This is a genomic window from Pseudomonas sp. FG36, assembly GCF_057809275.1.
Genome location: NZ_JBMDJQ010000003.1, coordinates 182,728 through 209,175, shown reverse-complemented (window position 1 = coordinate 209,175; position 26,448 = coordinate 182,728). Strand labels below are relative to the sequence as shown.

General features: G+C 62.0%; 22 protein-coding genes and 2 pseudogenes. 11 read left to right on the top strand and 13 right to left on the bottom strand.

The window, feature by feature from the left end:
• Positions 1-292: 292 nt before the first annotated feature.
• On the top strand, positions 293-511 hold the full coding sequence (locus ACODS9_RS04720) for a hypothetical protein (protein ID WP_023630431.1): 219 nt from the start codon (positions 293-295) through the stop codon (positions 509-511).
• 38 nt (positions 512-549) lie between these two features.
• Here the strand turns inward: ACODS9_RS04720 and ACODS9_RS04715 are convergent, their stop codons facing one another.
• Positions 550-1,005, bottom strand: a complete 456-nt coding sequence (locus ACODS9_RS04715; protein WP_489093380.1) for a PACE efflux transporter — start codon at positions 1,003-1,005, stop codon at positions 550-552.
• A 116-nt stretch (positions 1,006-1,121) separates the two neighbouring features.
• Here ACODS9_RS04715 and ACODS9_RS04710 point away from each other — a divergent pair, with 116 nt between their 5' ends.
• Positions 1,122-2,024 carry a LysR substrate-binding domain-containing protein gene (locus tag ACODS9_RS04710; RefSeq protein ID WP_489093379.1) on the top strand — a complete coding sequence of 301 codons (903 nt, stop codon included), beginning with the start codon at positions 1,122-1,124 and terminating at the stop codon, positions 2,022-2,024.
• Between the two features lie 71 nt (positions 2,025-2,095).
• Here ACODS9_RS04710 and ACODS9_RS04705 read toward each other — a convergent pair whose 3' ends face one another.
• Positions 2,096-2,476 (bottom strand): termination factor Rho, encoded by a 381-nt coding sequence (locus tag ACODS9_RS04705; RefSeq protein ID WP_489093378.1) that lies wholly within the window; start codon positions 2,474-2,476, stop codon positions 2,096-2,098.
• Positions 2,477-2,670: 194 nt separating this feature from the next.
• Between ACODS9_RS04705 and ACODS9_RS04700 the strand changes: the two are divergent.
• Positions 2,671-2,941 (top strand): annotated as a pseudogene (locus ACODS9_RS04700) (short chain dehydrogenase); the annotation flags it as partial.
• 243 nt (positions 2,942-3,184) lie between these two features.
• Here the strand turns inward: ACODS9_RS04700 and ACODS9_RS04695 are convergent.
• On the bottom strand, positions 3,185-3,373 hold the full coding sequence (locus tag ACODS9_RS04695; protein WP_489093377.1) for a hypothetical protein: 189 nt from the start codon (positions 3,371-3,373) through the stop codon (positions 3,185-3,187).
• A 294-nt stretch (positions 3,374-3,667) separates the two neighbouring features.
• Between ACODS9_RS04695 and ACODS9_RS04690 the strand changes: the two genes are divergently transcribed.
• Positions 3,668-4,768: a mechanosensitive ion channel family protein gene (locus ACODS9_RS04690; RefSeq protein WP_038706149.1), complete on the top strand. Its 1,101-nt coding sequence runs from the start codon at positions 3,668-3,670 to the stop codon at positions 4,766-4,768.
• 17 nt (positions 4,769-4,785) lie between these two features.
• Here the strand turns inward: ACODS9_RS04690 and ACODS9_RS04685 are convergent, their stop codons facing one another.
• Positions 4,786-5,310 carry a cupin domain-containing protein gene (locus tag ACODS9_RS04685; protein ID WP_489093376.1) on the bottom strand — a complete coding sequence of 175 codons (525 nt, stop codon included), beginning with the start codon at positions 5,308-5,310 and terminating at the stop codon, positions 4,786-4,788.
• 145 nt (positions 5,311-5,455) lie between these two features.
• On the opposite strand from ACODS9_RS04685, the pseudogene ACODS9_RS04680 reads away from it, so the two are divergent.
• Positions 5,456-6,083, top strand: a pseudogene (locus ACODS9_RS04680) (thiamine pyrophosphate-binding protein); the annotation flags it as partial.
• Between the two features lie 77 nt (positions 6,084-6,160).
• On the opposite strand, the gene ACODS9_RS04675 reads toward ACODS9_RS04680, so the two are convergent.
• From ACODS9_RS04675 to ACODS9_RS04665, 3 genes are all read right to left on the bottom strand, one after another.
• A complete protein-coding gene (locus ACODS9_RS04675; protein ID WP_489093375.1) occupies positions 6,161-7,168 on the bottom strand; it encodes a hypothetical protein in 1,008 nt (335 codons plus the stop codon).
• 504 nt (positions 7,169-7,672) lie between these two features.
• A complete protein-coding gene (locus ACODS9_RS04670; protein WP_489093374.1) occupies positions 7,673-14,299 on the bottom strand; it encodes a DUF3320 domain-containing protein in 6,627 nt (2,208 codons plus the stop codon).
• A 241-nt stretch (positions 14,300-14,540) separates the two neighbouring features.
• Complete coding sequence (locus tag ACODS9_RS04665; protein ID WP_489093373.1) at positions 14,541-14,972, bottom strand: response regulator; 432 nt, start codon at positions 14,970-14,972, stop codon at positions 14,541-14,543.
• 36 nt (positions 14,973-15,008) lie between these two features.
• On the opposite strand from ACODS9_RS04665, the gene ACODS9_RS04660 reads away from it, so the two are divergent.
• On the top strand, positions 15,009-15,944 hold the full coding sequence (locus ACODS9_RS04660; protein WP_489093372.1) for a cyclase family protein: 936 nt from the start codon (positions 15,009-15,011) through the stop codon (positions 15,942-15,944).
• Between the two features lie 78 nt (positions 15,945-16,022).
• On the opposite strand, the gene ACODS9_RS04655 is transcribed toward ACODS9_RS04660, so the two are convergent.
• Complete coding sequence (locus ACODS9_RS04655; protein ID WP_489093371.1) at positions 16,023-16,913, bottom strand: LysR family transcriptional regulator; 891 nt, start codon at positions 16,911-16,913, stop codon at positions 16,023-16,025.
• 127 nt (positions 16,914-17,040) lie between these two features.
• Between ACODS9_RS04655 and ACODS9_RS04650 the strand changes: the two genes are divergently transcribed.
• Entirely contained in the window at positions 17,041-17,871 is an 831-nt protein-coding gene (locus ACODS9_RS04650) for an oxidoreductase (protein WP_489093370.1), read from the top strand.
• Here ACODS9_RS04650 and ACODS9_RS04645 read toward each other — a convergent pair.
• The 4 genes from ACODS9_RS04645 to ACODS9_RS04630 all read right to left on the bottom strand — a co-directional run bounded on the left by ACODS9_RS04645 (position 17,845) and on the right by ACODS9_RS04630 (position 21,849).
• Positions 17,845-19,500, bottom strand: a complete 1,656-nt coding sequence (locus ACODS9_RS04645; RefSeq protein ID WP_489093369.1) for an MFS transporter — start codon at positions 19,498-19,500, stop codon at positions 17,845-17,847. The two genes, ACODS9_RS04650 and ACODS9_RS04645, sit on opposite strands and share 27 nt — an antisense overlap.
• Positions 19,497-20,567 carry an HlyD family secretion protein gene (locus tag ACODS9_RS04640; protein WP_489093368.1) on the bottom strand — a complete coding sequence of 357 codons (1,071 nt, stop codon included), beginning with the start codon at positions 20,565-20,567 and terminating at the stop codon, positions 19,497-19,499. The genes ACODS9_RS04645 and ACODS9_RS04640 overlap by 4 nt, the downstream gene beginning before the upstream one ends.
• Before the next feature lie 69 nt (positions 20,568-20,636).
• The gene (locus tag ACODS9_RS04635; RefSeq protein WP_401108635.1) at positions 20,637-21,065 is read right to left on the bottom strand and encodes a cupin domain-containing protein; all 429 of its coding nucleotides are present in this window, start codon (positions 21,063-21,065) and stop codon (positions 20,637-20,639) included.
• A 40-nt stretch (positions 21,066-21,105) separates the two neighbouring features.
• A complete protein-coding gene (locus ACODS9_RS04630) occupies positions 21,106-21,849 on the bottom strand; it encodes an SDR family oxidoreductase (protein ID WP_489093367.1) in 744 nt (247 codons plus the stop codon).
• Between the two features lie 236 nt (positions 21,850-22,085).
• Here ACODS9_RS04630 and ACODS9_RS04625 point away from each other — a divergent pair, with 236 nt between their 5' ends.
• Positions 22,086-23,654 (top strand): winged helix-turn-helix domain-containing tetratricopeptide repeat protein, encoded by a 1,569-nt coding sequence (locus ACODS9_RS04625; protein ID WP_489093366.1) that lies wholly within the window; start codon positions 22,086-22,088, stop codon positions 23,652-23,654.
• Between the two features lie 44 nt (positions 23,655-23,698).
• Here ACODS9_RS04625 and ACODS9_RS04620 read toward each other — a convergent pair whose 3' ends face one another.
• Complete coding sequence (locus tag ACODS9_RS04620) at positions 23,699-24,580, bottom strand: MerR family transcriptional regulator (RefSeq protein ID WP_489093365.1); 882 nt, start codon at positions 24,578-24,580, stop codon at positions 23,699-23,701.
• A gap of 143 nt (positions 24,581-24,723) precedes the next feature.
• Between ACODS9_RS04620 and ACODS9_RS04615 the strand changes: the two genes are divergently transcribed.
• From ACODS9_RS04615 to ACODS9_RS04605, 3 genes are all read left to right on the top strand, one after another.
• Positions 24,724-25,170 carry a PAS domain-containing protein gene (locus ACODS9_RS04615; protein ID WP_217865889.1) on the top strand — a complete coding sequence of 149 codons (447 nt, stop codon included), beginning with the start codon at positions 24,724-24,726 and terminating at the stop codon, positions 25,168-25,170.
• Between the two features lie 104 nt (positions 25,171-25,274).
• Positions 25,275-25,697, top strand: a complete 423-nt coding sequence (locus ACODS9_RS04610; protein ID WP_489093364.1) for a nuclear transport factor 2 family protein — start codon at positions 25,275-25,277, stop codon at positions 25,695-25,697.
• Entirely contained in the window at positions 25,694-26,446 is a 753-nt protein-coding gene (locus tag ACODS9_RS04605) for an SDR family NAD(P)-dependent oxidoreductase (RefSeq protein WP_489093363.1), read from the top strand. The genes ACODS9_RS04610 and ACODS9_RS04605 overlap by 4 nt, the downstream gene beginning before the upstream one ends.
• The last annotated feature ends 2 nt before the right edge of the window (positions 26,447-26,448 follow it).

Genomic DNA, 26,448 nt, shown 5'->3' with positions numbered 1-26,448 from the left:
CTCCTTGGAAATAGGGAAAAACCGACGACAGGATCAGGCAGGTACGAGGATGAAGCGCCGCCGCGCGCAAGAACGGGCAGCCATCAGGCACGATGGACCGTCGTCGGTATCAGGCGTGTTTGATGGCGCAGGGCACTGGCTTCACCACTTTGGCAAAAGGTTGCGGGGATTCGAGGGCGCATATTCAACAGCAGGTATCGGTCGCGGGTCAAGCCCTCGATAGCAGCAATGTGATAGCATCTGCGCGCCCCTGGAGGGGCAATCTTCTGATATCCCGCAAGGAATACGCTTCGTGAAAGACTTCGTCATCAGCGTCAACAACATCGTCCTCTACGTCTCCCTGGCCGTTATCTGGCTGTTCGCCCTCATCACCCTGTTCACCGGCGGATTCCTGCCAGCCCTGGGTGTGTTCGTGGTCGGCAGCCTCGGCTGGTGCATCGTCTCCGGCTTCTGGTTCGTCCAGTCGGCCACCTACGAAGAGCTGCGCAAGCTCAACGCCAGCAAGGACTGACGCATCCGGGCGGCTCGGCACCTCGCCTCGCAGCCGCCCTACCCTCGCCCCGCACAAGCCTCGGCCGATACCTCGCCCTGCGCCGAGACTGGCACATCGAACACGCGGTCGAACGCCCACTGAAACACCAGCGCATAAAAGAAGAAGAACACGAACAGCCCCAGGTCGGTCACCAGCGCCGCCCACCAGGAAATCTGCAGCCACCAGGCCACCAGTGGCACCAGCAACAGCACCAGCCCGCCTTCAAACCCTGCCGAGTGCAGCAAGCGCCTGCCGAGGGTGCGGGCACGGTTCGGCTGACGGCGCTCCCAAAACTCGAACAGATAGTTGTACACCACGTTCCAGGCCAGCGCGCTGGCGGACAGCATCAACGACAGCGCGCCGGCATGCGCCAAACCGTTGTCGTAGACCATGGCGATGGCCGGTGACAGCATGGCGACGGCGATCGCCTCGTAAAGAACGGCCTGGACGATCTTGCGGGCGGGACCTTGCATGACAGTGCACCTGTGGGCGGTGAAAGCGGATGCCGCCACGTTAGCGCTCGGTGAACGCCACGAAAAATGAGATAAATTGAGCGGGCATCAATCCAATTCATCCCACGAGGTGGTCGGTGTTCTCTTCGCTTCCGCTCAACGCGTTGCGCAGCTTCGAGGCCGCGGCGCGCCTCACCAGCTTCAAGGCCGCGGCCGAGGAGCTCTCGGTCACGCCGGCGGCCATTTCCCACCAGGTGAAGGTGCTGGAGACCCGGCTTGGCACTTTGCTGTTCGAGCGCAGCGCGCAGGGCGTGAGGCTCACCGAGCAAGGCGAGCGGCTCTATCGCGAGGTCCATGGCGCACTCCTGGATATCAGTCGTAGCCTGGAGCACTTCCTGCCCGGCACCGCATCACAGTCCCTGACCCTGTCCACTACGCCCGGGCTGGCCGCCGCCTGGCTGATTCCGAGGTTGGGCGATTTCTACCGTGCTTTCGAGGCGTTCAACCTGCGCATCGACACCGGCAACGAACTGGTCGACCTGCTGCGCGATTCGAGCATCGACCTGGCGATTCGAGCCGTCAGCCATACCGACCCGAAGCTGTTCAACCTGCCGCTGATGGAGGAGCGTTTCGCGGTCTATGCCGCACCTGAGGTGCTCGCCACCATGGCAGTTGAACAGCTCCAGTTGATCGACCTGCGCTGGCAGGTCCCGCAAGGCTGCTCGATCAGTTGGCAGCTTTGGTGTGAGGCGGCGGGCTGCCAAGACTGGCTGGGGCGTGCACGCATGCGCGAATTCGATGACGAGCATTTTGCCTTGAGTGCCGCCGTTGCAGGCCAGGGCCTGGTGCTCGCGAGCAATGTACTGGTGGCCGATAGCGTGCAACGTGGCGAACTCGCGGCCTTCCGTCCCGACGTCAGCCTGCCGGGGCCGCGCTACATGGCGGTCTGCGTACCGGGCCGGGAACGGCAGCCACACATGAAGGCGCTGCTGGCCTGGTTGGCCGAAGTGGCCGCAGCGACGATGACGGATGTGCGTTGAGTGACGCCTGTGGATCAAGCATGGCCGCCCTCCTCCAAGCCCGGAACCGTCACTGGCCGGTAAGCGCCGCATCAGCCTTTCCTGCGCAACGCCTCGACCAGTTGCGCCTTGGTCATGCGCGAACGCCCCTTGATATCCTTGCTGCGCGCCTCTTTCATCAGGCTTTCCTTGGTCTGAGTCTCCAGTGACGCACCTGACTCACGCGCATGGCCCTGACGCGTTTTCGCCGCCCGCTTGGCCGAGTCGGAGCGTGCGGTCTTCTTTTCGCTCGACGAAGTCTTGCTGCCCGACCCACCGGCCTTGTCGCCGCCGCCGGACTGCTTGTTGACGGTAGCCCAGGCGCGGGACTCGGCCTCGTCCTTGGACAGGCCCTTGTGGTCGTAGCTTTGCTCGATGTGTTCGGCCTTGCGCTTCTGTTTCTCGGTGTACTTGTCTTTGTCTCCACGGGGCATGTCGCTCACTCCTGAGTGGGTTTGGCTGAACGGTTGAAGCCACTGCCGCTAGCGAAGTGCGATTGACAGGACGAGTGGTCGGTCACCGCAAGGCAATGCCACTGGTGATCTGCGCCTGAACTTTCGCGCGCTCCCTGGCTTCCCCTGCATAGACCCGTCACCACAGCGTGCAGGAGATCCAACCCATGAGCGCTTTGATCGATCCCGCCACCGGTATGAAACCGGGAGAACGCTATGCCGTGGAAAACCTCGAGCGGGTGCATCCGTTCACCGGCTTCTTCCTCGACGGCAAGTACTATCTGGGGCCGGAACTGCTGACTGCCGTGGGGTGGTTGGAGGGGCGGCGATTCATCTATGACAACCTCGATGCCACGGGCGAGCCCATGTTCGCGGATCGCTTCGCCGGCGAGATCAAGGACCTGGTGTTGACCTTGGTCGATGGCACTCCCCTGGAAGTGGCGCGCCTTGAACATTGGCCTCCCGACGAGGGGGCCGGTGAAGTCGAACCGTACGGGCAGCGGCCATCGACACCTGAAACTCCAGCCTTCGCAGTGACGCAGGGGCGGCGTTTGGTAGCGGGTGTCGAGCGCCTGCAAAGCCACCCCGCAGCCGTCCTGGCGAGCGCCCTGGCTCTGGGATTTCTGGCGGGGTGGGTGCTGGCGGCAATTGAACGCAGGCGTCGCTAAGCGTACCAGGCGCAGGCGCGCCCTACCCCGGTCTGCGCCTGTCGCTGACAGCCATCTCAGGCTTGAAGATCAGGGTAAAGCTGCCGGTCAGGCGCGCACGCAATTCCTTGGGCATGGTGTATCCGAAATGGATCAGCCATACGCCGTCCCCCAGCAGAAAGGTATCGCCCCGATACCGCTTGACCTCGGTTTCGCTGATGCCGATTTCCATTGCCACTTCCAGATCGGTAGGGGTGGTCACCATTTACAAAGGCCTCGGGCAAAATTTTTATTGGAAGGTAAACAGCGCGTGTTCGACTTGAATAAGGGCGCTTTACCCCCCGGGTGTTCAGGCCAAGTCGCAAGTGTCGGACGAATGGCAGCTGTTGTGACGCGGTTGAGCGCTGGCAGGGTCAAGACGTTCCGAAAACCCGGTCGTGAAAATCCGATCGACCTCTGGCCGTACCTCGAAGTCCCATGAAAGGACGCTGCACATCACCGAGGGCAACCAGGAGGCGAGCCACTCATGAATGACCGCATCATTGAACTGTTCACCGATACCACACTGTTCGGTATTTCCATCCTCAATCTGCTGCTGGCGTTGGGCGTCGCCACCCTTACCTTTGTCGCGGCGCGGGCGGCGATCAGCTTCGTGCAGCGGCGGGTTCGGCGCTGGTCGGAACACGACGGCGCGTTCAGCCAGGTGCTGGCCAAGGTGCTCGACGGCACCAGCAATGCCTTGCTGCTGCTCGCCTCGCTGCTGGTGGGCCTGGGCATGCTCGATTTGCCCGAGCGCTGGCTGGCCCGGGTCGGCAGCCTGTGGTTTGTGGTGGCGGCGCTGCAGATCGGCCTGTGGGCCAACCGCGCCATCGCCCTGGGCCTGCGCCGCTATTTTGCTCGGCACGGCGGCGACGGGCTCAACCAGGGCAGCGCGCTGGCCACGCTGTCCGCCTGGGGCGCGCGGGTGCTGCTGTGGTCGGTGGTGGTGCTGGCCATGCTGTCCAATCTCGGGGTGAACATCACCGCCTTCGTCGCCAGTCTCGGGGTGGGTGGCATCGCCGTGGCGCTGGCGGTGCAGAACATCCTCGGCGACCTGTTCGCTTCGCTGTCGATCGCCGTGGACAAGCCCTTCGAGGTGGGCGACTTCATCGTCGTCGGCCCCCTGGCCGGCACCGTGGAGCATGTCGGGCTGAAGACCACGCGCATCCGCAGCTTGGGCGGCGAGCAGATCGTCATGGCCAATGCCAGCATGATCAGCAGCACCATCCAGAACTACAAGCGCCTGCAGGAGCGACGCATCGTGTTCGAGTTCGGCTTGTCCTATGACACCCCCACCGATGCCGTGAAGAAGGCACCCGGCATCATCGAGGAGGCGATCAAGGCACAGGGCCAGGCACGCTTCGACCGCGCCCACCTGCGTGGCTTCGGCAAGGAGGCGCTGGAGTTCGAGTGCGTGTATATCGTCAAGGACCCCGGCTACAACCTGTACATGGATATCCAGCAGGCCATCAATTTCCACCTGCTTGAGCGTTTTTCCAGGATCGGTGCCAAGTTTGCCGTGCCGGTGCGGGCGATCAAGGTCACCGCGCTACCCCAGGAAGACATGCTGCGCTTCAAAGAGGCCTGAATGCCGTTCGCTGGTGATCAGCGCCATAGCGTCATCAGGGCGCCTCGTGCGCCGGTCACAGGATCTTGCGCTGGCCTGGGCACGGCGGCGATGCGCGCCAGCGCCTGGTCGTGCGCGCCGTCTTCGGGCCGTTGGATGGCGTACTTCTCCTGCCCCAGCGGGTAAGCCCCCACCACCAGGAAGTCCTCGCTGTGCTCGACACAGCAATGGCCGGTGCCAGCCGGTAGGACCAGGACATTGCCCGCTTTCACGGTTAACGTCTGCCCATCCGTGCCGCCCAGTCTCACCCGCGCCTGCCCGCGGGAAACACCCAATACCTCATGGGCATTGGGGTGGAAATGCTGATAGTCGAAGATGCCGTCGCGCCACAACGGCGTCCATTGGTGAGCGGCGAACAACGCCTCGAACGCGCTGGCGTTGTCATCGGCCGGTGCAAGGCGCAGGCGGTAGAGCAATACGGCGAAGCGGCTGTTCGGCGTCGCGCCGTCATCGGCGAAATGCAGCGTCCTCTGCGGCTGGGTGGTGCTGTCGAGGGTAAACATGAGGGCCTCGCGATGAAGTTGGGCAATACCCTTGAGAATGCGCTGCCAGTGTCGAGGTTCCTGCCGGGCGACCAGGTACACCCAGTGAAACTTTCGCCTTCGCGATCCAGTCCAGACCCTATCCATCACTGACAGGGACACGACGATGACAACGACGGTAGGTGACTTCCTGGTCGAGCGTTTGTACCAGTGGGGCGTGCGGCGTATCTATGGTTACCCGGGCGACGGCATCAACGGTGTGTTCGGCGCGTTGAACCGGGCCAACGGCAAGATCGAATTCATTCAGGCCCGCCATGAGGAAATGGCCGCGTTCATGGCCAGCGCCCACGCCAAGTTCACCGGTGAGCTGGGTGTATGCATCGCCACCTCGGGCCCTGGTGCTTCGCACCTGCTTACCGGGCTGTACGATGCGCGCATGGACCACCAGCCGGTGCTGGCCATCGTCGGCCAGCAGGCCCGGGCGGCGCTGGGCGGGCACTATCAGCAGGAGCTGGATTTGCTGTCGATGTTCAAGGACGTCGCCGGGGCGTTCGTGCAGCAGGCTTCCACTCCTGCCCAGGTACGCCACCTGCTCGACCGCGCCGTGCGCACGGCCGTGGGCGAGCGCCGGGTAACCGCCATCATCCTGCCCAATGATCTGCAGGACCTGCCCTATGAAGCGCCCGCCAGGGCCCACGGCACCGTGCACTCCGGCGTCGGCTACAAAGCTCGGGGCGGGCGTGGCCAAGGCGCTGCTGGGCAAGGCCGTGCTGCCGGACACCCTGCCCTGGATTTGATGTGAAATCTCCCCAGCGTCGTCGAAGGCTTCGCGACAACCCAGCTTACGCTAGTGCCCTAGACCTCTATGACATCACGCGTCTACACGAGCAAAGCGCTGTGCGCCTAGAGCCGGCACTGCCGAAAACCCGCCACTTTTCTTAAAGCTCATGTTGTGAACAAAATTCTTCATCGCGTCTGATGGATCAATCGCCTCAAGGTTCAGGCCATCCACTGTGGCCCGGGAAAATGCAACGCTGAGGATAGGCTGATCTTCCATGTGCCCTGTTGAACTGTTGAGCACGTTATCCATCGCAGTGACGATGACCAGGTCGTCCGGGAGGATGGCCAGTAGCTCACGACCGACTCTTAGCGCGCAGCTGCAGACATAATCCTGGTGAAGCTCATTGAAACGTCCCGCGGGCATCGCCTTGGTTGAAAGCTTGCCGCTTTTGAGCAGCGATTTGATCTCGCTGGGGATGACATGCGAGCCGTGGATGGCAAGCTTGGCCTCCAGTACTCCACCTTCATGGACGGTCATCTGAATTGATGAGCCGAGGTGGGAAATTTCCTCGAAGGACTCGAAAGCTTCAATAGCATCGAGTTTCGCCTGGCGATCGCCATCAAGGATTCGCAGTGCAATGTCGCGTTCTTCGGCCCAGTCGGTGTGGGCAGCCTTCCACTCATCAAAATTCGCTTGGAACACTCTCTGGTCTTCAGCTGCTGCAGTAGCGATTTTGGCTACCAGAGCTGCACGCTGTCGGTTCTCCAGCTTGAAGAGCTTGGCCCAGAAGTTAGGACTGTAGGTCTCAGATGCGTGCTGCGCAGCTTGCTCAAGCGCTCCAGTTTTCAAGGGCTGCTTGGGCTCTGGCTTCGATAGGATTTTCTTCCATCTAACTGGTTCGGCGCATTCTTTGTGCATCGATAGAAGGAGGTCGATGTGGTTTTCATAAACCTCAACCTCGTACGCCGCTTGTTCCAAGGCCTCCATTTTGGCGAATGCCTTTCGGCGACTCTCGAGCTCACGCTGCCGGCGATGGGCATTGCGCTCCGCCCGCCTGGCCGATGCCTGCAAAGATCGCACTGTTCCCTTCCATCCCATCACGATGCTCCATTTCGTCTGAATGATGGCACATTAACATAAACACTAGCCCGGTCTGAACCGACCTCCTACGTGGATCCAAACTACTTGCGCTAACAAGCGAAGCGCATTATGTTGTGTTATGACAGAATTCATAACACCATATGATGTGTTCTGACTGTCTGTATGTTTTGCGGCTTATCAAAACCTCTTGTACCTTTTAGTGCAGAACGAAGGAGATTCCGTATGACAGATCGCCGCCCTCTCAACCCTAACGTGAACGTTCCAAAGCCTGGCGGTGGTGAGCAACCACGGTCTCGCAACAAGGACGGTCAAGTCCGCGATAAACGGAGCGATGCAGGCAAACCGCGCGGAAAATGACGGCTTACAGGTCAGCAGCATGCGGCCTCACTGCTGACCTGCTCTGTTTTCTCGAACCTGCCGGGTGTGTGCAGTAACGCAATCCGGAGCGCCACTCCTAAACGCCGAACAAAAAAAGGGCGCCATCACAGCGCCCCTCAGGTATCACTCAAAGTTTCGCGCTATCGCCCTTTCGATACGCTGACGGCCTGCATGGGCGAGCTTACCGACTCCTGCTTCCTTGGCCACCGCATACACCAGCCCCTCACCAACGTGCCCGTGCTTGGTCATTTCCTCTACCAGGGCACATAGTTCCGGCAAACAAATCTCTGCAAGCGGGCGAGTCGAATCGTCATCACCCGGCCTGCGGAAGACGACGCTAGCGTTAGAATGGAGATGAGCAGGCCAGAAGAAGGTTCCAGACTGCTCCTCTTCATGGGAGCGGAATCGTGCCCTTGCTATTTGATCGACGCGATCTCGGATGCGGGAGCCCGTTCTGACCCACCCATGAGCGCGCGCGATACGCCGTGCGAGCGCCATATCCAGCACAGGCCCCTCTTCTGCCACCACGTGGGCAATCATCTTCTCCAAAGTAGCCGTGTAGCTCGCTTCGAAAAATTGGTCTGGATCAACTCCATCAACAGCCTCGGTAGGATCGGCCTCCTTGTATACCAAGTGCTCCACCTGAATATGAGGAGTGATCACCTCCTCAATGACTTGAGCCGTGGCTGCTCTGGCGTACCTCAATTCAGGCAACGCGCCAGTAGGATCATTGGCTTCCGCGGAATGGCTCGAAGCGACAACAGCAACCTGATCCACCACCTCGATAACTTCAGCCATAGCGGCATCGACTTTCAGACGCTCCGCCTCTTGCGCTGCATCAATAACTGCTTGCTTGGCCCTCGACTCAGCGAGCAGCTCCATCAATCGTTGATGAACATTTTCCGCAGTCCCGACAGCATCTACCCACCAGTCGGTAGACCAGATCCGAACGATCTCCCACCCAAGCCCACGCAGCACAAACTCTCGCAGCTTGTCACGATCACGCGCGGTAGCACTTCGGTGGTAAGTAGCGCCATCGCATTCGACGCCGGCGAGGTATCGCCCTGGAGAATCTGGATGTACAACCCCCAAATCTACTCGGAAGGAAGAAACGCCGATCTGGGTCTGAACCTGCCAGCCCTTTTTGGCCAAGGCAGCAGCGACCGCTTCTTCGAACGGACTGTCGAATCCACCTACGCTGCCAAAGTTAGCCTCTGCCAAGGCCCGTGGCCCCCGCTCCGCGAACTCAAGGAAATGCTTCAGGTCACGTACCCCAACAGCTTGCGTGCGGGCGAGATCAATGTGCTCCGGGCGCAGAGTCGAGAACAGCACCAGCTCCTGACGAGCACGCGTGATGGCAACGTTGAGTCGGCGCTCGCCACCCGGACGGTTCATCGGGCCAAAGTTCATCGACATAACGCCAGCAGCATCTTTCCCATAGGTGGTCGAGAAATAGATGATGTCTCGCTCATCGCCCTGCACACTTTCCAGGTTCTTCACGAACACAGGCTCGAGCTCAGATTCAGCGAAATACGAGTCGAGCGACGGATCTTTCCGGCATGCCTCATCCAGCATGTCCATGATGAGTTTCTGCTGCTCGCCGTTGAACGTGACTACACCTACGGTGCGCCGACTCTCGCGGAACGCTGGCGACTGAAGCCGAGTTACGAGGTCAGCGACAAGCGCTCTGGCCTCGATGAGGTTGGTACGTGAACCGCCCTTGTCGTATACACCTGCCACTGGGCACAGCCGCACGGCCTTGTCAGCAGTGAACGGCGATGGGAAAGTCACCAGCTTCGAACCATAGTAACGCTGGTTCGAGAACGCGATGAGGCTCTCATGGCGGCTGCGGTAGTGCCAGTTCAGGTTGCGCATCGGGAGGTTAGCGCTGATGCATTCATCCAGGATGCTCTCGAGATCGGCTTCGACATCCTCATCATCAGCCGTAGACTCGGCACGGTCGAAGAACGAGGTCGGCGGGAGCTGTTTCGGGTCGCCCACCATCACTACCTGCTTTCCTCGCGCCATCGCACCAATCGCATCCCAGACCGGAATTTGAGAGGCCTCATCGAAGATCACCAGATCGAACGGAGTCGAAGCCGGCGGTAGGTACTGAGCGATCGAAAGCGGGCTCATCAACAAGCAAGGGGTCAGCTTCGTCAGCGCTTCGGGTGCTCGAGTCATCAGCTCCCTTAACGGAATGTGCTTAGTCTTCTTGCCCATTTCGTGGCGCAGCAGGCCCCACTCAGAAGAACGGCTCACGCTGTCCTGGCTCGGCAGGTCGGCGCACAGCCGAGCGCGAAGCCAGTCCTTCGTCAGCTCGGTAAACTTGTCATCCAGTGCGCGGAAGTCGCGAATGCGCTGTTCGTGCTCGACGCTGACGAACGTCCGAATGACCTCCTCATTGTCGACAGTGGTATTCAGCCACCAGCGAGCGTAATTCACCTCCAGGACGCGGCGGACTTTTCCAGAAGTGATTGCCCCGCTTTCCATGGCCTGAACAATCGGCGCCATACCAACGGCGAAAGCCTCATCGCGCACCTTCCGCCAAGCGCACCATGCCTTGAGTCGGGCCTCGGAAGAAACCACGGTTTCGCAGTTTTTCTTGAGGTCATTCAATGACAGGTGAGCGGACTCATCTGCACCTGCTTCAGTGAAGTGGCCTATCGAAGTCAGATGCGATGATCGCTCCTGAAGCAGCTCAAGTTTGTCACGCAGAGCAACACCAGCAAGTGCGATCGCGCCTTCCGGCTCCAGAAGCGCGTTGCCATCACCCAGGAGTGTTTGCAGGGGAGCTTTGTATGCAGCAATCTGCTCCGGGTTGAGCGCAAGCTTCGCAACAGCAGTCGCTAACTGCCCCTGGAACGCCACGGCCTGGCGGGCTATCTCGAGCTTGGTCTTCAGGTCAGTCCAGACCGGCACCAACTCCCGCAGGTCAGCCAAGTCGGAAAGATCACGCTCAACCGCTGCTCGCTGCTTCAACAAATCGAAGTCACTCTTCAACAACGATCCACAGCGACCCTCTTCTACTTCGGGGTGATCATCAACAAGGCGACCGCGCTCTTCGATATCCCGACGCTCGGCCTGGAAGCGCAGCGCTGCGTTAAGGTGATCAATGTTAGTACCCTGACCGCTCCATAGCTGTTGCGTGCTCGCTTTAAGGTCGGACAACGCGGCCATATCCCGATCAAGGCGAGTCAGCGTGCGAAGCCGCCGGAGCTCCTCCTTCAATGCATCTCCCAGCTGGCCTTGCTCGACCAACTGGAATCCATCATCGATCCAGTCCGAGTCTGCTTGCTGGAGCCGAATGGCCTCTTGAAGCTTGATCGACGTCGAGAGCTGCTCAGCGTCAGACTTTGAGCCTTGCCAAACGGCAACGCACTCATGCCCGGGCTCAAGCTCATCAATAGCGCGGCGGAGGGCGCGGATTTCTGCCCAGGTGGCCAAATCTTTACCGTGATCGGCCTCGCCTGCAGTGGTTTGAGACGGGGCTAGCAAACCCGCGATACGACGCTTTCCGAACCAGGACTTTGGCCAGAACGACTCCTCAGCCTCCTTCCACTCACGCAGCAACAGATCGATGTCGAGCGACTCGATCGTATCGCCATATGTCGCACTGAGCTGCTGCTTGAGTTCCACTATTTGGCCAAGCAATGCCACCGCCTGAGCAAGCACATCGATCACACTCTCCGGCCAGGCTGGGCTGAGCTCACCGAAGGTGGTACGACGTTGCTGCAGAAGCTCGATACCCTGCTTGGCATCGGCCACAACGCGAGAAGGCCAGAGCGGCGAAAGCTTAGCGTTGAGCTCTCGGTGTTGTTCAATCCACGTACAGCCATCGCTCAGCCTTTGAGAAATGGAGCGGGCATCAGGCCGCAGCGCGAAGCGCCAATCTTGTCCTGCTGCCGCGGGTAGTGTCTGGGAAAGAACTGACAGCCCCTCAAGTGCAGTCGGGGTGTATTCCGAAGCTGGAAGCCCAGCCAACTCAACGAACCGATCAGTCGCCCGCTGCACATCCAGTACGGCAGGCAACACATCGCGAGCTGCCTGCACGAACTGTTGTTGCCAATGGGGTGACCATTCCGCCTGACCAACCGCGGCTAACGCATTGCCAGCAAGCTGACTGTATCCCACAGCCTGCGCGTTCACTTCGAGGCGATCGCCCAACTCACGAAGCTCTAGCATGGCTTTCTGGTCGTGGGTGTCAGGCGAAGCCCAACCAACAGGCGCGACAGCTTCATCGCCACCCGAGGTGACCGTGCCAATCGCATCGTAGATGGTGTAACCGTTGCGATGGCGCCGGTGCAGTCGCTCGACGTAAATGTTCAGACTATCGCGCAGCGTGGCAAGGCGCTGCGCTTCAACCTCCCATGCCGCGGAATCTACTTGCCCCTTGGCTTCCCAGGCTGATTGCAGTTGGGCGAGAACGTCGGTTTTTCGAGCCTTGCTCGAGTGAAGCTCAAGACAGAACTCACCCAGGCCAATCTCACGCAGTCGGCGGTACACGACATCCAGCGCCGCGATCTTCTCCGAGACAAACAGCACGCGACGCCCTTGGGCAATCGACTGAGCGATCATGTTGGAGATCGTCTGGCTCTTGCCAGTACCAGGCGGGCCGATGAGCACGAAGTCTTTGCCTTTAGCTGCTGCCATCACTGCCGCGAGCTGAGACGAGTCGGAAGGCAGCGGACAGAAAACATCCGTTGGGCCGTAATCACGATCCAGCGACTGCGCTTCTGGGAACGCGGTGTCCGAAACGAACGAGTCGCGCGGTGTATCAAGGAGGTGCTGAACCACTGGGCTCTGCCGCAGGTGCTCGGCGTTCTCTGCCAAATCCTTCCACATGAGGTACTTAGCAAAAGAGAACATCGACAGCACGACATCCTCGTTCAGCTCCCAGCCAGGAATGTCCTTGATAGCATGACCAACCTTGTTCCAGATGCCGGAGATATCCAGACCTGAATCGTCCCGCGGCAGCTCGTGCTCCAGGGAGCCCAATCCCAACTCGAAGTCTTGGCGGAGCATCTCAATCAGCGTCGGGTTGAAGCGTGGCTCATCATCATGGAGCACCATGGTGAACCCGGATCGAGCACTCCTACGCTCCAGCGTGACGGGAACCAGAACCAGAGGGGCCTTGTACTTCTGCCCTGCCCTGTCTTCACGCGTCCAACTCAAGAAACCGATGGCCAGGAAGAGGGTGTTTGAACCACCTTCCTGCAGAGCTGTACGAGCTCCCCGGTAAAGCTCAGTGAGTCGCATATCCATTTCGTTGGATTTCAATGCAACGAACACCTCTCTACGCTTGAGGGCGTCTTCCGCATGCCGGCGGCGAACATCCTCATGTTCACGTTGCTCGTAAATTGCAAGCTCCCGCGGATCAGCGCCATCCATGAGGTCTGGACGGGTTAGCAGCTTCAACGACTGACCACTGGCCAGTACGTCCTCAAGAGCACCAGGATCTGGCGACTCAAGCTTCAGCGCCCGCTTGCCCGTCTTGAAGTTCAGGAGGTTGTTTCGAAGCGAGAGATCCAGGAGTTTTCGCTGCCACCGGCCAAGCCGATCTGCAGGATCGAGTTTTGAAAGGTCTTCGACTACCACCTCGTGGACTTCATCTGGAATTCCGGCCCCGTCCTCGACTAAGAGGGCTGGAGAATCATCCGCAACCTCATCAGCAATCCGTGCGATTTGAGCTTCAGCACTTGCAAGCGGTTTGATCCGCTGCAGCCGAGCCCGGCGAATGTCGAGCAGCATTTCAAATTCGCTGTCCGCGTCTTCGGCAATCTGTTTTTCCCCCCTCTCGACTGCATAGGAGAAGGTCGGGACAAGATTCTGGGTACTGAGCGTTGTTTCAAAAAGAACGAGTTCCCGCAGCCTCACCCGCTTGCGTACCGCCGTTACATCATCGACAAGGGCGGTAGTGAACTCCTCTGGCTTCATCCACAGCCCCGCGAAGGCGTGACCGCGGGTGAAAACGATGACGGGATTGAGCCCGATTTGCTCCAGGGCAGCGCAGAACAACAGGGTAAGATCCATGCAGGTAGCCAAGCCGGTATCGGCAATCTGGCTTGGGCTTCGCACCTTTTGACCGGACTGTTCAAAACTCGCCGGCGGCAATGCATAGTCGAGCTTCATCCGAGCGACGGCGCTCCAGACCGCAGACGACAGCTGCCAAGCTCGCTTCGCGCCACCCTCATAGCCATTCAGCGAAGAGGACAGTTCACTTTGGCGAAGCAACTCAGCCGTCTGCTTCAAGAGTCGTTCAACTGCCGGATCATTCGGCTGAACGAAAGCAGCCGTCATGTCAGGAATATGCCGCAAGCCACCCCACTGATTTCGGGGCAGAAGATCGACGACTTGCTCAAGACGGGAGACCTCTTTTCTGCCTCTCTCGGCTTCTTTGTCATCCACCTCGAGGACGAAGGTGAATGTCGACAGCTCAGCTTCGGTCAGACGACTAAGCAACGGGCCATCCAGAACCAAGTCGAGTCCAGGAATGATCCGGAAGCTATCTGCCGCAATTTCGTCGATCCGCCAGAGCTTGGCCTTGAACACCTCAGGCTCTGAGGTCAATGTCAGGGTTGCATTGACGAACCTGTCTTCGGTCTCGTTCGCGATACGAAGTTCGCGAATCACGGGAACGGCGTTCTGGAAGTCGGCAAGGTTTAGCTTCGCCACCAAGGTGGCCAGGATCTTGACTTCTTTAGGCGGGATTTCTTCTTGAGCTGTGAGGGGCTGAACGATGTCGTCCATGCGCAACCTTCCTTGTCGTTATGCCCAAGGGAGTGCCGGAATTGGCCGGCCAGAGGGCCCCTCTTGAGCTAGTGGCGGGATGATAGCGCTTCCAGCTACAGTCGTAATGAGCCTTTGGTCGCGCTTAGACGATCGCTAACCATTGAAAGGTTTCAGCAATAAACAAAATGGCCTATCGGTGTGCCGGATCGCTTCCCTGAAAAGGCACTGAGCGTTTCGAGCCGGTTGCGCATATCTGGGCTCAGCGCAAGCAGTCATGGCTGTACTTGCGGAGTAGGTTATTCACGTTCAGCGCCAGCGCCTCAAGTGTGAAGGGTTTTGTTAGTACCGCTATGATTCCTCCGGGGAGGCCAATGTCTGTTACAAGCAGATCGATGCGGGTATCTGAGCGGAGTAGTTGAAGACCGGTAAGGCTGTCAGTCGCCTCAATGACAATGTACCCGCAGCTACCCAAGGCCTCACTCACAAATATGCGCACTGAGTGTTCGTCGTCTACCACCAGTACCGTCTCGCCTGACGAAACCATTGCCGACTCAGGCAGTGGCTCAGAGCGAGTTACAGCATCGATCTCGGCATCGTGAGTAGGTAGTTGAAGATACACCCGGGCACCACGTCCCTCCTCCGACTTTATCCTGACCTGCCCTCCTGATTGTTTGGCGAAGCCATAGATCATGCCCCTGACATCCCAACCCGTTCAGGAGCCCACAAATTGCACTATTTCAAACCCCTACTACTCACCCTGGCCCTGGCCAGCACCGCCCAAACCACCCTGGCCGCCGATTGGCAATCCTCTCCCTACGGCCCAAACGACGAAATCGGCGCCGCCAACCTCCTCACTCCCGAGGTGGTCAAGCAAGCCATCAGCCTGGTGAAAACCGGCAAGACCTACTCCCTCGCAGTCCCCGTCAGCAAGGACTTGCCCGCCTTCCGCCACCGTAGCTTCCACCTCTACAACATCCAGCCCGGCGAACAGGCCGGCCAGACCCTGGGCAAGAACAAGTTCAGCTTCAACGATGAACTGGTCAACGGCTGGACCGGCGTCGGTACCCAGCTCAACGGCATCGGCCATATCGGTATCGACAACGTCTACTACAACGGCAACAAGGCCGCCGACTTCGTCACCGTCGAAGGCGTGACCAAGCTTGGCGTGGAAAAAGTGCCGCCGATGGTCACCCGTGGCGTGGTGCTGGACATGACCGCGTACTACGGCAAGGCCATCGTGCCGGGCGGTACGTCGTTCACCGTCAATGACATCAAGACGGTGCTGAAGCAACAAGGCATCACCCTGCGCAAGGGCGACGTGGTGCTGTTCAACACTGGCTGGCTGGAACTGATCGGCAAGGACAACCAGCAGTTCCTCGCCACCGAGCCGGGCATTGACCTGCCGGCGGCCGAGTGGCTGGCCGACCAGGGCATCGTCGCCTTCGGCGGTGACACCTGGGCCTCGGAGGTCTACCCGAACCCAACCGGTGAAGAGTTTCCGGTCAACCAGTACATGCTGGCCAAACGCGGCATCTACAACCTGGAGCTGATCGATACCCGGGCGCTGGTGCGCGACAAGGCCTTCGAGTTCCTGTTCGTACTGGGCCAGCCGCTGTACAAGGGGTCGACCCAGGTCAATATCAACCCGGTGGCCATCCACTGAGTGCGAGCCGTTGCACGCCCTGCCCGCTGCCTGCCGCTGCCAATTACGCTGTGAAAGCCCGTTCTGCAAAAACAGCTATCAGCGCTGCTCCCGTGCGAAGTCGATGAACGCTTTCAACGCCGCGGGCACCTGGCGCCGGCTCGGGTAGTACAAGTGCAGCCCTGGGTAGTAGTGACACCAGTCGTCCAGCACTTGCAGCAGTTGGCCGCGTTCCAGCTGTTCCTTGACCATGTCCTCGAAGACATAGGCCAGGCCAAGGCCTTGCAGGGCGGGCGCCAGCATCAGGCTCAGGTCGCCCAGGATCAACGGCCCCTGGACATCGACTTCCAGTTGCATGCCGCCACGTTCGAACTCCCACCGATAGAGCGCGCCACTGGGAAAGCGATGCCCGATGCAGGGCAGGGTTTTCAGGTCCTGCGGGTGGTGAGGGATGGGATGACGCTCGAAGAACGCGGGTGAGCCGACCACCACCGAGCGCAGGTAAGGGCCAATGGGCAACGACACCATGTCGGCCTGCAGTCGCTCACCCAGCCGCACTCCCGCATCGAAACCGGCTCCGACCATGTCCACGAAGGCGTCGTCACTGACGATTTCCAGCCTCACATCCGGGTAGGCGATCAGGAAACGGTTGGCCAGGGGCAGGAGTGCAAGTTCGGCAGCCGCGCGGCCCGCCGTTATCCGCAGGTTGCCCGATGGCTTGTCGCGAAAGGCATTGAGGTCCTCCAGCGCATCGGCAATGTCGCGAAACGCAGGTTGCAGCCGGGCCTGGAGGCGTTCTCCTGCCTCGGTCAAGGCCACGCTACGGGTCGTGCGGTTGAACAAGCGCACACCCAGACGTGTCTCCAGCTGCCGCAAGGCGTGGCTCAGCGCCGAGGGCGTGAGCCCTAGCTCCAGCGCGGCGCGGCTCAGGTTGAGATGCCGGGCAATGCACAGAAACAACGACAGGTCAGCGGTACTGGTCGGTTTCATTGATGAATGCAGCTCAAAGGCCCATGAAAAATTAGTGGGATTATCACATGAATGGCCGGGGTTTAAAGTTCGTTCAACTCATCGAGAAGGCCCGCATGGTGCAGGGTCGGATACAGGAGGAGTTGAAATGCGTACCTGGCTCATTACTGGCGCTTCCCGTGGTTTCGGCACCTTGATCGTCCAACAAGCCCTGGCGGCTGGCGACGCGGTCATTGCAACGGCACGCAACCCTGACGACATCGAGGCTCGTCTGGGCAAGCACGCCAACCTGTTGGCAGTGCGCCTGGATGTGACCCGCGAGGAGCAAGCCCACGCAGCCGTCGCTGCCGGCATCCAGCGTTTCGGCAAGATCGATGTGCTGGTCAACAATGCAGGGTTCGGCGTATTGGGCGCGGTCGAGGAAACCAGCGCCAGCGAAACCGAGCGGTTGTTCGCCACCAACGTCTTCGGCCTGCTTAACGTGACCCGCGCCGTGCTGCCCCATATGCGCCGCCAACGCAGTGGCCACGTCATCAACATCTCGTCGCTCGGTGGCTACCACGCCTACATGGGCTGGGGCGTGTATGGTTCGACCAAATTCGCCGTCGAAGGCATCAGTGAAGCGATGCAGCAGGAGCTGGCGCCCTTGGGCATAAAGGTGACGGTTGTCGAGCCCGGCTTCTTCCGTACCGACTTCCTGGATGAACACTCCCTGGTGAAAACGGCGCTGGAACTGCCGGACTACGCCACCACCGTCGGCGCCATGCGTAGCCATGCACAAGCCGCCAACCATGCCCAGCCCGGCAACCCCGAGAAGCTGGCCGAAGCCCTGATGGCCCTGGCCAATGCCAGCCAACCACCGCTGCGCCTGGCCCTTGGCAGTGACGCCGTCGCACGTATCGAGGCCAAGAACAGCGCAGTCGAACGGGAGCTGGCGCAATGGCGGGAACTGTCACTTTCCACTGATTTCGCTTCGTAGGTCGTTGTGGTCGCGCTGGACCTGAACCGGATACTTCGCTTCAGGTCCAGTGGCATGACGCGCAAGCAGAACCTTGATGCACACCAGCAAAGGCGCCGCGACAGCGAACAGCAGTACCACGGCAGTGAACGCCACATCGAAGGCGATTACCGCCGACTGCCCCGACACGGCGCGCCCCAGCAGCGCCAGCGAAACCCGGCCGGCCGCGAGGGTGTCCAGCCCCCTGCCCTGCAGCATGGCAACCGTACTGCCGAGCCGTTCGATGACCGTGGCGGCGCCGGCCGTGACATGGGCGCCCAGCACTGCCGCATTGTGCGCCAGCTGCTGGTCGATGAGCGTCTGCAAGCCGGCGACGCCCATCAGCCCGCCCAGTTGGCGCCCGACGTTGAACAGGCCGATCCCGCTGGCGAGGTTTTTAGGCGCCAGCTTGCCGAAGGCGATCAGAGTGATGGAAAGGAACAGAAAGCCCAGCCCCAGCCCGCGCAACAGCACGCCGGCCATCATGTCCGGCGCGCCACTTTCACTGGTCGAACCCGAGAGCATCCACATCGCCCCCATGATCATCAGGATGCCGAAGGGCACCGTGGCGAATGGCGCCACGCCACGGGCCTGGATGAGATAGGCCGCCAACAGCAGCGCGCCGATGAAACACGCGCCACTGGGCAACAGCAGCAAGCCGGCGTCGGTGGGGGTGAAGGCCAGCACCGACAGGGCAAATGCCGGGATCAGGTAGGCACTGCCGAACAACGCAGCCCCTGCGACGAAACTCACGATGAACGCAAAGGTGAAGTCGCGGCAGCGGAACAGGCTGAAGTCGAGCAGGCCCTGGCGGTTGCTCAACAACTGATGACCGAGGAACAGCAGCAATACCGCGACGCCGACTGCCGTGGCCCCGAGGATGTGCGGTTCTGCGAACCAGTCCCAGCGGCTGCCCTGGCTCAGCACGTAGGTAAGGCAGCCGAGGCTGGAAAACGCCAACAGCATGCCCACGGCGTCGGGCCTTGGGGCGGCAGGCAGCGCGACGTTTGGCACGCCCGCGACCAGGAGCACGCCTGTCGCGGCCAGGGCCAAGGGCAGGACGCTGAAGAAAATCCAGGTCCATGACTGGCTGTCGATCAGCCATCCTTGCAAGGCTGGCGTCAGGGTGGCGGGCGCAACCACCGCGCCCATGGCGAAAAACGCCTGGAGTACAGGCTGCTGGCCTCGTGGGCAGACGAGAAAGATCAAGGCCTGCCCGCCCACCAGCAACACGCCGCCGGCAAGCCCCTGGAGCACGCGAAGCACAGTCAGCAAGTCAAGGCTGGCGGTGAAGGCAGACACACCGCAGGCCAGCCCCACGACCAAGGTCGCGACGATGATCACGTTGCGTGGCTGGATACACGCCAGAAACCAGGCCGCACTCATGAAGCCGATGAGCTTGCAGGCGGTGTAGCCGACATCCAGCCAGGCGAATTCGTCCGGCGTTGCGTGGGTATCGCCCAGCATGTCGTTACGGCCAAGTACCAGGACGCTGCTGGCGAAGGCCTCGGTCAGTACGGCAAGGATGATCCCGACGATCAGCAGCAGCCCCTGCAGCGATCGGCCTTCGATCGATGCAGCGTTCTGTGCGCCAGGGCCGGGAGCGCTCACGAGCCGCCTCCGGCTGCAACCTCGACCCGCGCCGACAGCCCGGGCACGATGCGCCCCGGCAACGGGTTGTGCACCAGGCGAATTTTCACCGGCACGCGCTGCACCACCCGCACGAAATTGCCCGTTGCGTTGTCCGCCGGCAGCAGGCTGAACGCTGCGCCGCTGCCTGGTGCGAAGCTGTCGACCACGCCTTCGAGCGCGCCGTCCGGATAACCGTCGATCGTCACCTGCGCCCGCTGCCCCGGCTGAATCTGCGCAACCTGGGTTTCCTTGAAGTTCGCCACGACCCACACATCCTCTACGGGGACAAGGTCCAGCAGTGCCCCGCCCGGGGTAACGAAGCGCCCGACGCGCACCTGGCGGTTGCCGACGACACCCGATACCGGCGCGCGCACCACCGTGTGTTCCAGCTCGAGCCTGGCCAGGTCGCACGCGGCCTGGGCCTGGGCGATCGTCGCCAGGGCCGACTCACGCTGGGCCATCAGCACGGCAATGCGTTGCTGCTGGGCCTCGAGCGTGGCCGACGCGGCCGCTACCGTGGCCTGGGCGCTGCTGCGTGCAGCATCGGTCTGGTCGACCACCGACTGGCTGACGGCACTGAACACGATCAGCTTGCGGCTGCGTTCGTGGGTCTTGTTGGCCAGCCCGCGCTGCGCGAGCGCCGACTGCACGCTGGCCTCTGCCTCGCGGATCTGCGCGCGTTGCAGCTGGGTCTGGGCCTCGACATTGGCCAAACTCGCCCCGGCCGCCTTGAGGTTGGCCTCGGCCTGCGCGAGCTTTGCCCGATAGTCGCGGTCGTCAATCCGAAACAGTACCTCCCCCGCCTGCACGCGTTGATTGTCCTCGACCTCGACCGCCACGATATAACCCGCCACCTTGGCGGCCAGCGAGGTGACATCGCCGCGCACATAGGCATTGTCGGTGTACGTCGCACTGCTCGAGCGGGCAATGGCCCACCCTGCGGCCAGCACCGCCAGGGCGACGATGCACAGAACGATGCCAATGCGCCTTCTGTTGTCGGGCCTGGTGCTGTCGCCCGTGGAGACTGGCTCCTCGTGGGTGTTCATCATCCGGGTTCCTGTGCGCTGCCCCCGGCGACTTGCCAGCCACCGGGGTGCCTTGAGTGGTGACGTCGCTTACTTCGCGCTGGGGGTCACCAGCACGGTCTCGGTGGTGTCCAGCACGAACACCGCCATCAACCGAGCAGGCCGGGTGTCACTGGCATTGGCACTGACGGCGTGGAACGCGCCGGGTGCCTCGTACCAGTTCTCGCCTACCTTGTAGGTTCTTTCCGGCTCGCCGTTGACGCTGCTGCGTATCTCACCTTCGAGCACGGTTGCGTAGATGAAGGCGGACTTCGGATGCCGGTGGGAGGGTGACGACGCCCCCGGGGCGTAGTCGACGATCACGCCGCGCATGCTCTTGCCGGGGACATTCGGCAATGGCTTGTCGAACACGACAGTGACCTTGCTGGCCGGGCGCTCGTCGGCCAACGCCGGGTTGATGGCTGCCGCGGTGAGTGACAGTGCCGCGACTACCACGGCGCCGAGGATTCGACTGGACATGATGGACTCCTGGGTTGTTTGAAGTGGGAACAGCTGTCTGTCAGGAACGCGCTAGCCAGTCCTCGAAGCGAGTCTTGCCCAGGCGCGCCGCGCTACCCGGTGTCAGCGACTGGTCATCGAGCTCGGCGCCGAAATAGCGGGCATGCACGTCCGGGATGACTTTGCGCGCATCGCCGGTCAGGCGCAGGAAGCGTCGGACCAGCTCGTCAAGGGGCATGGCCTCTGGGCCGGCCACCTCGACGGTGTGGTTGGCCGGCGCCGCCAGTACCACCTCGAGCAGCGCCGCCGCCACGTCGGCCGAGGCCATCGGCTGGATCAGCGCCGGCGACAGGCGCACCTCATCAGCCACGGTGGCCGCCTGGGCGATGCCGCCGACAAATTCGAAGAACTGCGTGGCCCGCAGCACGGTGTAGGGGATGCTCGAGCCCTTGATAATCGCCTCCTGGGCGACCTTGGCGCGGAAGTAGCCGTTTTCCGGCAGGCGCTCGCAACCGACGATCGACAACGCGACATGGTGGCGAACCCCGGCCGCCGCCTCGGCGGCCAGCAGGTTGCGGGTCGATGTCTGGAAGAACTCCAGCACGGCCTGGTCTTCCCAGGACGGCGCGTTGGCGACATCGACGACCACGTCCGCACCGTCCATGGCCGCGGCGAGCCCTTCGCGGGTAATGCTGTCGACCCCTGTACTGGGCGCCGCCGCCACGGCTTCATGGCCGCGCTCACTCAGGCTTTTGACGAGTTTCGAGCCGATAAGGCCGGTGCCTCCAATGACAACGATCTTCATGGGGTCTCTCCTGTTCTCGACCGCAACCGTTGCCGTCGATGCAGGATCAAGATGCGCTCCGGGCCCTTGGGAGTCTTTGCAGGGAGGCTGTATTTACCTTCAAGAAAGCTTGGTTTTGCGTCCAAGCCCGTGCGGACAGTGCAGGCCGTTTCGCGCTGCCGTATCATCGACGGCGACACTTATGAAGCAATCGCCTCGGACACGATGCCTAAGGCGCTCGGCCAGGGGACAAGACGTTGCAATTCGTGTTTGAAGACTACGTGCTCGATCAACAGCGCCGGGAACTGGCCCTGCGCGGCCAGGTGGTGACCATCGGCCCGCAGGTCTTCGATCTGTTGTTGCTGCTGGTGAGCCAGCGTGACCGGGTGATCAGCAAGGACGAGTTGCTGCAGAAGGTCTGGAGCGGGCGGGTGGTCTCCGAGTCGACGGTCACCAGCCATATCAATGCCGTGCGCAAGGCCATCGGCGACTCTGGCGAGGCCCAGCGCCTGCTGCGCACGGTCGCCCGCAAGGGCTATCGCTTCGTCGGTGAAGCCCGGGAAGTTCCTGGCCTCGAACAGCCCCCCACTGAGCCCGCCGGGCAGACCGCGGAGCAAAACCTCAGCCTGCCGGACAAACCGTCCATCACCGTCCTGCCCTTCCACAACCTGAGTGGCGACCCCGGGCAGGACTACTTTGCCGATGGCATCGTCGAAGACATCATCGTTGCCCTGTCGCGCATCCGTTGGCTGTTCGTCATCGCCCGCAACTCCAGTTTTACCTTCAAGCACCGCCCAGTCGACATCATCGAGGTGGGGCACACCCTTGGAGTGCGCTATGTGCTCGAAGGCAGCGTGCGCAAAGTGGCGAACAGAGTCCGTATCACCGGCCAGTTGATCGACGCCACCAGCGGTACGCATATCTGGGCGGAACGCTTCGAAGGCCTGCTCGACGATATCTTCGAACTCCAGGACCAGGTTGCCGAAAGCGTGGTCGGGGCGATCGCGCCACAGCTCGAGCGCGCCGAGATAGAGCGGGCCAAGCGCAAGCCCACCGACAGCCTATGCGCCTATGACTACTACCTGCGCGGCACCGCGAAGCTGCACATCGGCACGCGCGAGGCTGTGGAGCAGGCATTGGCGCTGTTCTACACCGCCATCGAGCTGGACCCGGACTTCGCCTCGGCCTACGGCATGGCTGCCTGGTGTCATTTCTGGCGCAAGCTCAACGGCTGGATGGCCGATCGCCCGCGTGAGATTGCCGAAGGCGCGCGGCTGGCCAGGCTGGCAGTCGAGCTCGGCCGCGACGACGCCGTTGCCCTGACTCGCGGCGGCCATGCGCTGGGCCACCTGGCCAGGGACCTCGATCAAGGTATCGCCCTGCTCGACCGCGCCCGCCTGCTCAACCCCAACCTGGCGCCGGCCTGGTTCCTTGGCGGGATCCTGCGCGCGCTGCGCGGCGAGGCCGAGGTGGCCATCGCCAACCTGGAACACGCGGCACGCCTGAGCCCCCTGGATCCGGAAATGTTCCGGATGCACGTGGGCATGGCCCTGGCCCATTTTTTTGCCGGGCGCTTCGACTACGCCCTGGGCTGGGCCGAAAAGGCCTTGGGCAATCTGTCCAGCCTGCTGGCCGCCACCGTGCTGGTCGCGGCCAGCCAGGCGCACCTGGGGCGGGAGGACGAGGCCAGACAGGCCATGACCAGGCTGCGTGAGCTGGACCCGAACCTAAGGGTTTCGCAACTCAGGGACTGGCTGCCGATCTATCGGGATGAAGATCTTGCCCTGCTGGCTGAGGGACTGCGTCGGGCAGGGTTGCCGGAGTAGGTGCCGATACCGGATCAAGCGCTTGCTGGCCCTGCGCCCTGCTTTCAGAGATCCAGGGCTCCCCTGAGCAAGGCGTTGAGCATCCCCGCCACATCATCCCCCTGCTCGTCCAGCACACGCAGCGGGATGCCTTGCAACGCCGCTTGCGAACCCGCCACCCCGGTCAGGGCCAGCGGGCAGGCAATCTCCATCTGCAACGTGCGCAGTCGCCTGGCCAGGCCGGCGCTCACCGGCCCCTGCACCGTGATTACCAGCGCCGCCGGCTGGGTCGCCGCGCACACCAGGGGAAGCTCCTCCAGCGGCTGCCCGCAGCCGAGCACGTCGACGCGCTGTTGCTCGGTGCTCAGCAGCAGGCCGGTACACAGCAACGGCAGTTCGGCATGCCCCTCGGTACCGGCCAGCAGCACCCTTGGCGCATCGGCCTGGTTCATCTGCAGGCGTAGTAGCAGCCGGGCGCGCAGGAAGGTGTCGAGGAACACCCATTGGCTGCGTTCCCCGAAAGCCCTGCCTGCCGCCATTTCCTGCCACACCGGCAGCAGCACCTCACGCAGCACGGTGGCCTTGGGCAGGAGCGTGAACAGCTGGCCATGGACACCTTCCAGCGCCCGTGCATCGAATGCCATCGCGGCCCGTTTTACGGTGGCGCGCCAGTCGTGGAAGGCCGAATCCTGCTGCACGGGCACCTGGCGCTGGGCGGCGAGCATTTCGCCGACCTTGCTGATCGGCAGGCCGTTGGCTGTCCAGTGCAGGATGTCGCGGATACGCTGAACGTCGCCGGGCGTGTACAGGCGATGGCCGCCTTCGGTGCGCTGCGGGCGGATCAGCCCGTGGCGCCGCTCCCAGGCACGCAAGGTCACCGGATTGATGCCGGTCAGGCTGACCACGTCGCGCATGGGCAGTAAATCGGGTGAGGTGGCTTCGGTCATCACGAGGGTTCGTCGCAGAGGTGACACATTCTAAACCCATAGGCTCTTTCTGCGGGGAGCGCAGGTAGGCCATTATGTAGCGAATCGCGCCGGCGCTTCGCACAGTACCGGCTTACCGTTCAGGCTTTTTACGGGTGGCCGCAATGATCAACGCAAAACTCCTGCAACTGATGGTCGAGCACTCCAACGATGGCATCGTCGTCGCCGAGCAGGAAGGCCACGACAGCATCCTGATCTACGCCAACCCCGCCTTTGAGCGCCTCACCGGCTACTGCGCGGACGATATCCTCTACCAGGACTGCCGCTTCCTCCAGGGCCAGGATCAGCAGCAGCCGGGTATCGCCGCGATCCGCGAGGCGATCCGCGCGGGCCAGCCCTGCCGCCAGGTGCTGCGCAACTATCGCCAGGACGGCAGCCTGTTCTGGAATGAATTGTCCATCACCCCGGTGCGCAACGAGGCCGACCAGCTGACCTACTACATCGGCATCCAGCACGACGTTTCGGCGCAGGTCGCCGCCGAGCAAAGGGTGCGCGAGCTGGAAGCCGAGGTCGCCGACCTGCGTCGTCAACTGGAGGCGGCTGGGCGCTGAGCAAAATATCTGTACAAGAACGTTGACTTGTACAGATTTAATCGTAGGCTTCCAATATACCTGTACAGAAATACCAAGTTGTACAGGATTGCCCGGAGCCGAGCATGTCAACGTACTTGCAGCAATTCGCCGAGCGCTTTGCCCAGCTCGATGGGGACCACCTCGATGCGCTGGAAAACCTGTACAGCGCAGACATCACTTTCCGCGACCCTCTGCATCGGATCGATGGGCTGAAGGACCTGAGGGCCTACTTCGCCCAGCTGTACGCCAACGCCCATGACATCCGCTATGTCTTCGCCGGTGCCGACGAGGTGATGTCCGGGCAGGGCTACTTGCGCTGGACCCTGCAGTTTCGTCACCCGCGGCTGGCCGGCGGTCGCCCGGTTTCCCTGCAAGGCTGCAGCTACCTGCAATGGCGGGACCGGGTGTATTTCCACCAGGATTTCTTCGACGCCGGCGCCCTGCTCTACGAGCATATTCCGCTGATGGGCGGGGCGATTCGCTGGCTCAAGGGGCGGTTGGCATGAGCCGCTGCTGGTTGACCGGTGCCAGCAGCGGCATCGGTGCGGCGCTCGCGCAGTGCCTGCTGGAGCAAGGCCACCAGGTTGCCCTGGGCGGGCGCCGGACCGAGCAACTGGTGCCGTTCGCCGAGCGCTTTCCCGGGCAGGTGCTGCTGGCCAACGGCGATCTGGACGATCCGGCGCAGGTCGCGCAGATAGCAGACCGCATTCGCCAGGCCTGGGGCGCCCTGGACATGGCGATCTTCAACGCCGGTACCTGCGAATACCTGGAGCCCGGGCGCTTCGACCCGGCGCTGGTCGAGCGCGTGATGCGCACCAACCTGCTGGGCCTCAGTCATTGCCTGGCGGCCGCCCTGCCCCTGCTGCGGGCCGGCGCACGTCCTCACCTGGTGGTGATGGGCAGCTCGGTGACCTGGCTGGCCCTGCCACGGGCCGGTGCCTATGGCGCGTCCAAGGCCGCCGTGCGCTACCTGGTGGAGTCGCAGCGCATCGACCTGGCGCAAGCCGGCATCGACGTCACGCTGGTCAATCCAGGCTTCGTCGACACGCCGCTGACCCGGCGCAACGATTTCCCGATGCCGCAGCTGTGGTCGGCCCAGCGCGCCGCCCGGCATATCGCCAGGCGGCTGCCGCGCCGGCCGCTGGAAATCAACTTTCCGAGCCTGTTCACCTGGGGATTGCGCCTGTTCGGGGCGCTGCCGGCGCGGGCGCGCCTGGCATTGGGCCGGCGTCTGGCGCGCCGAGAAGCGGACTGAGC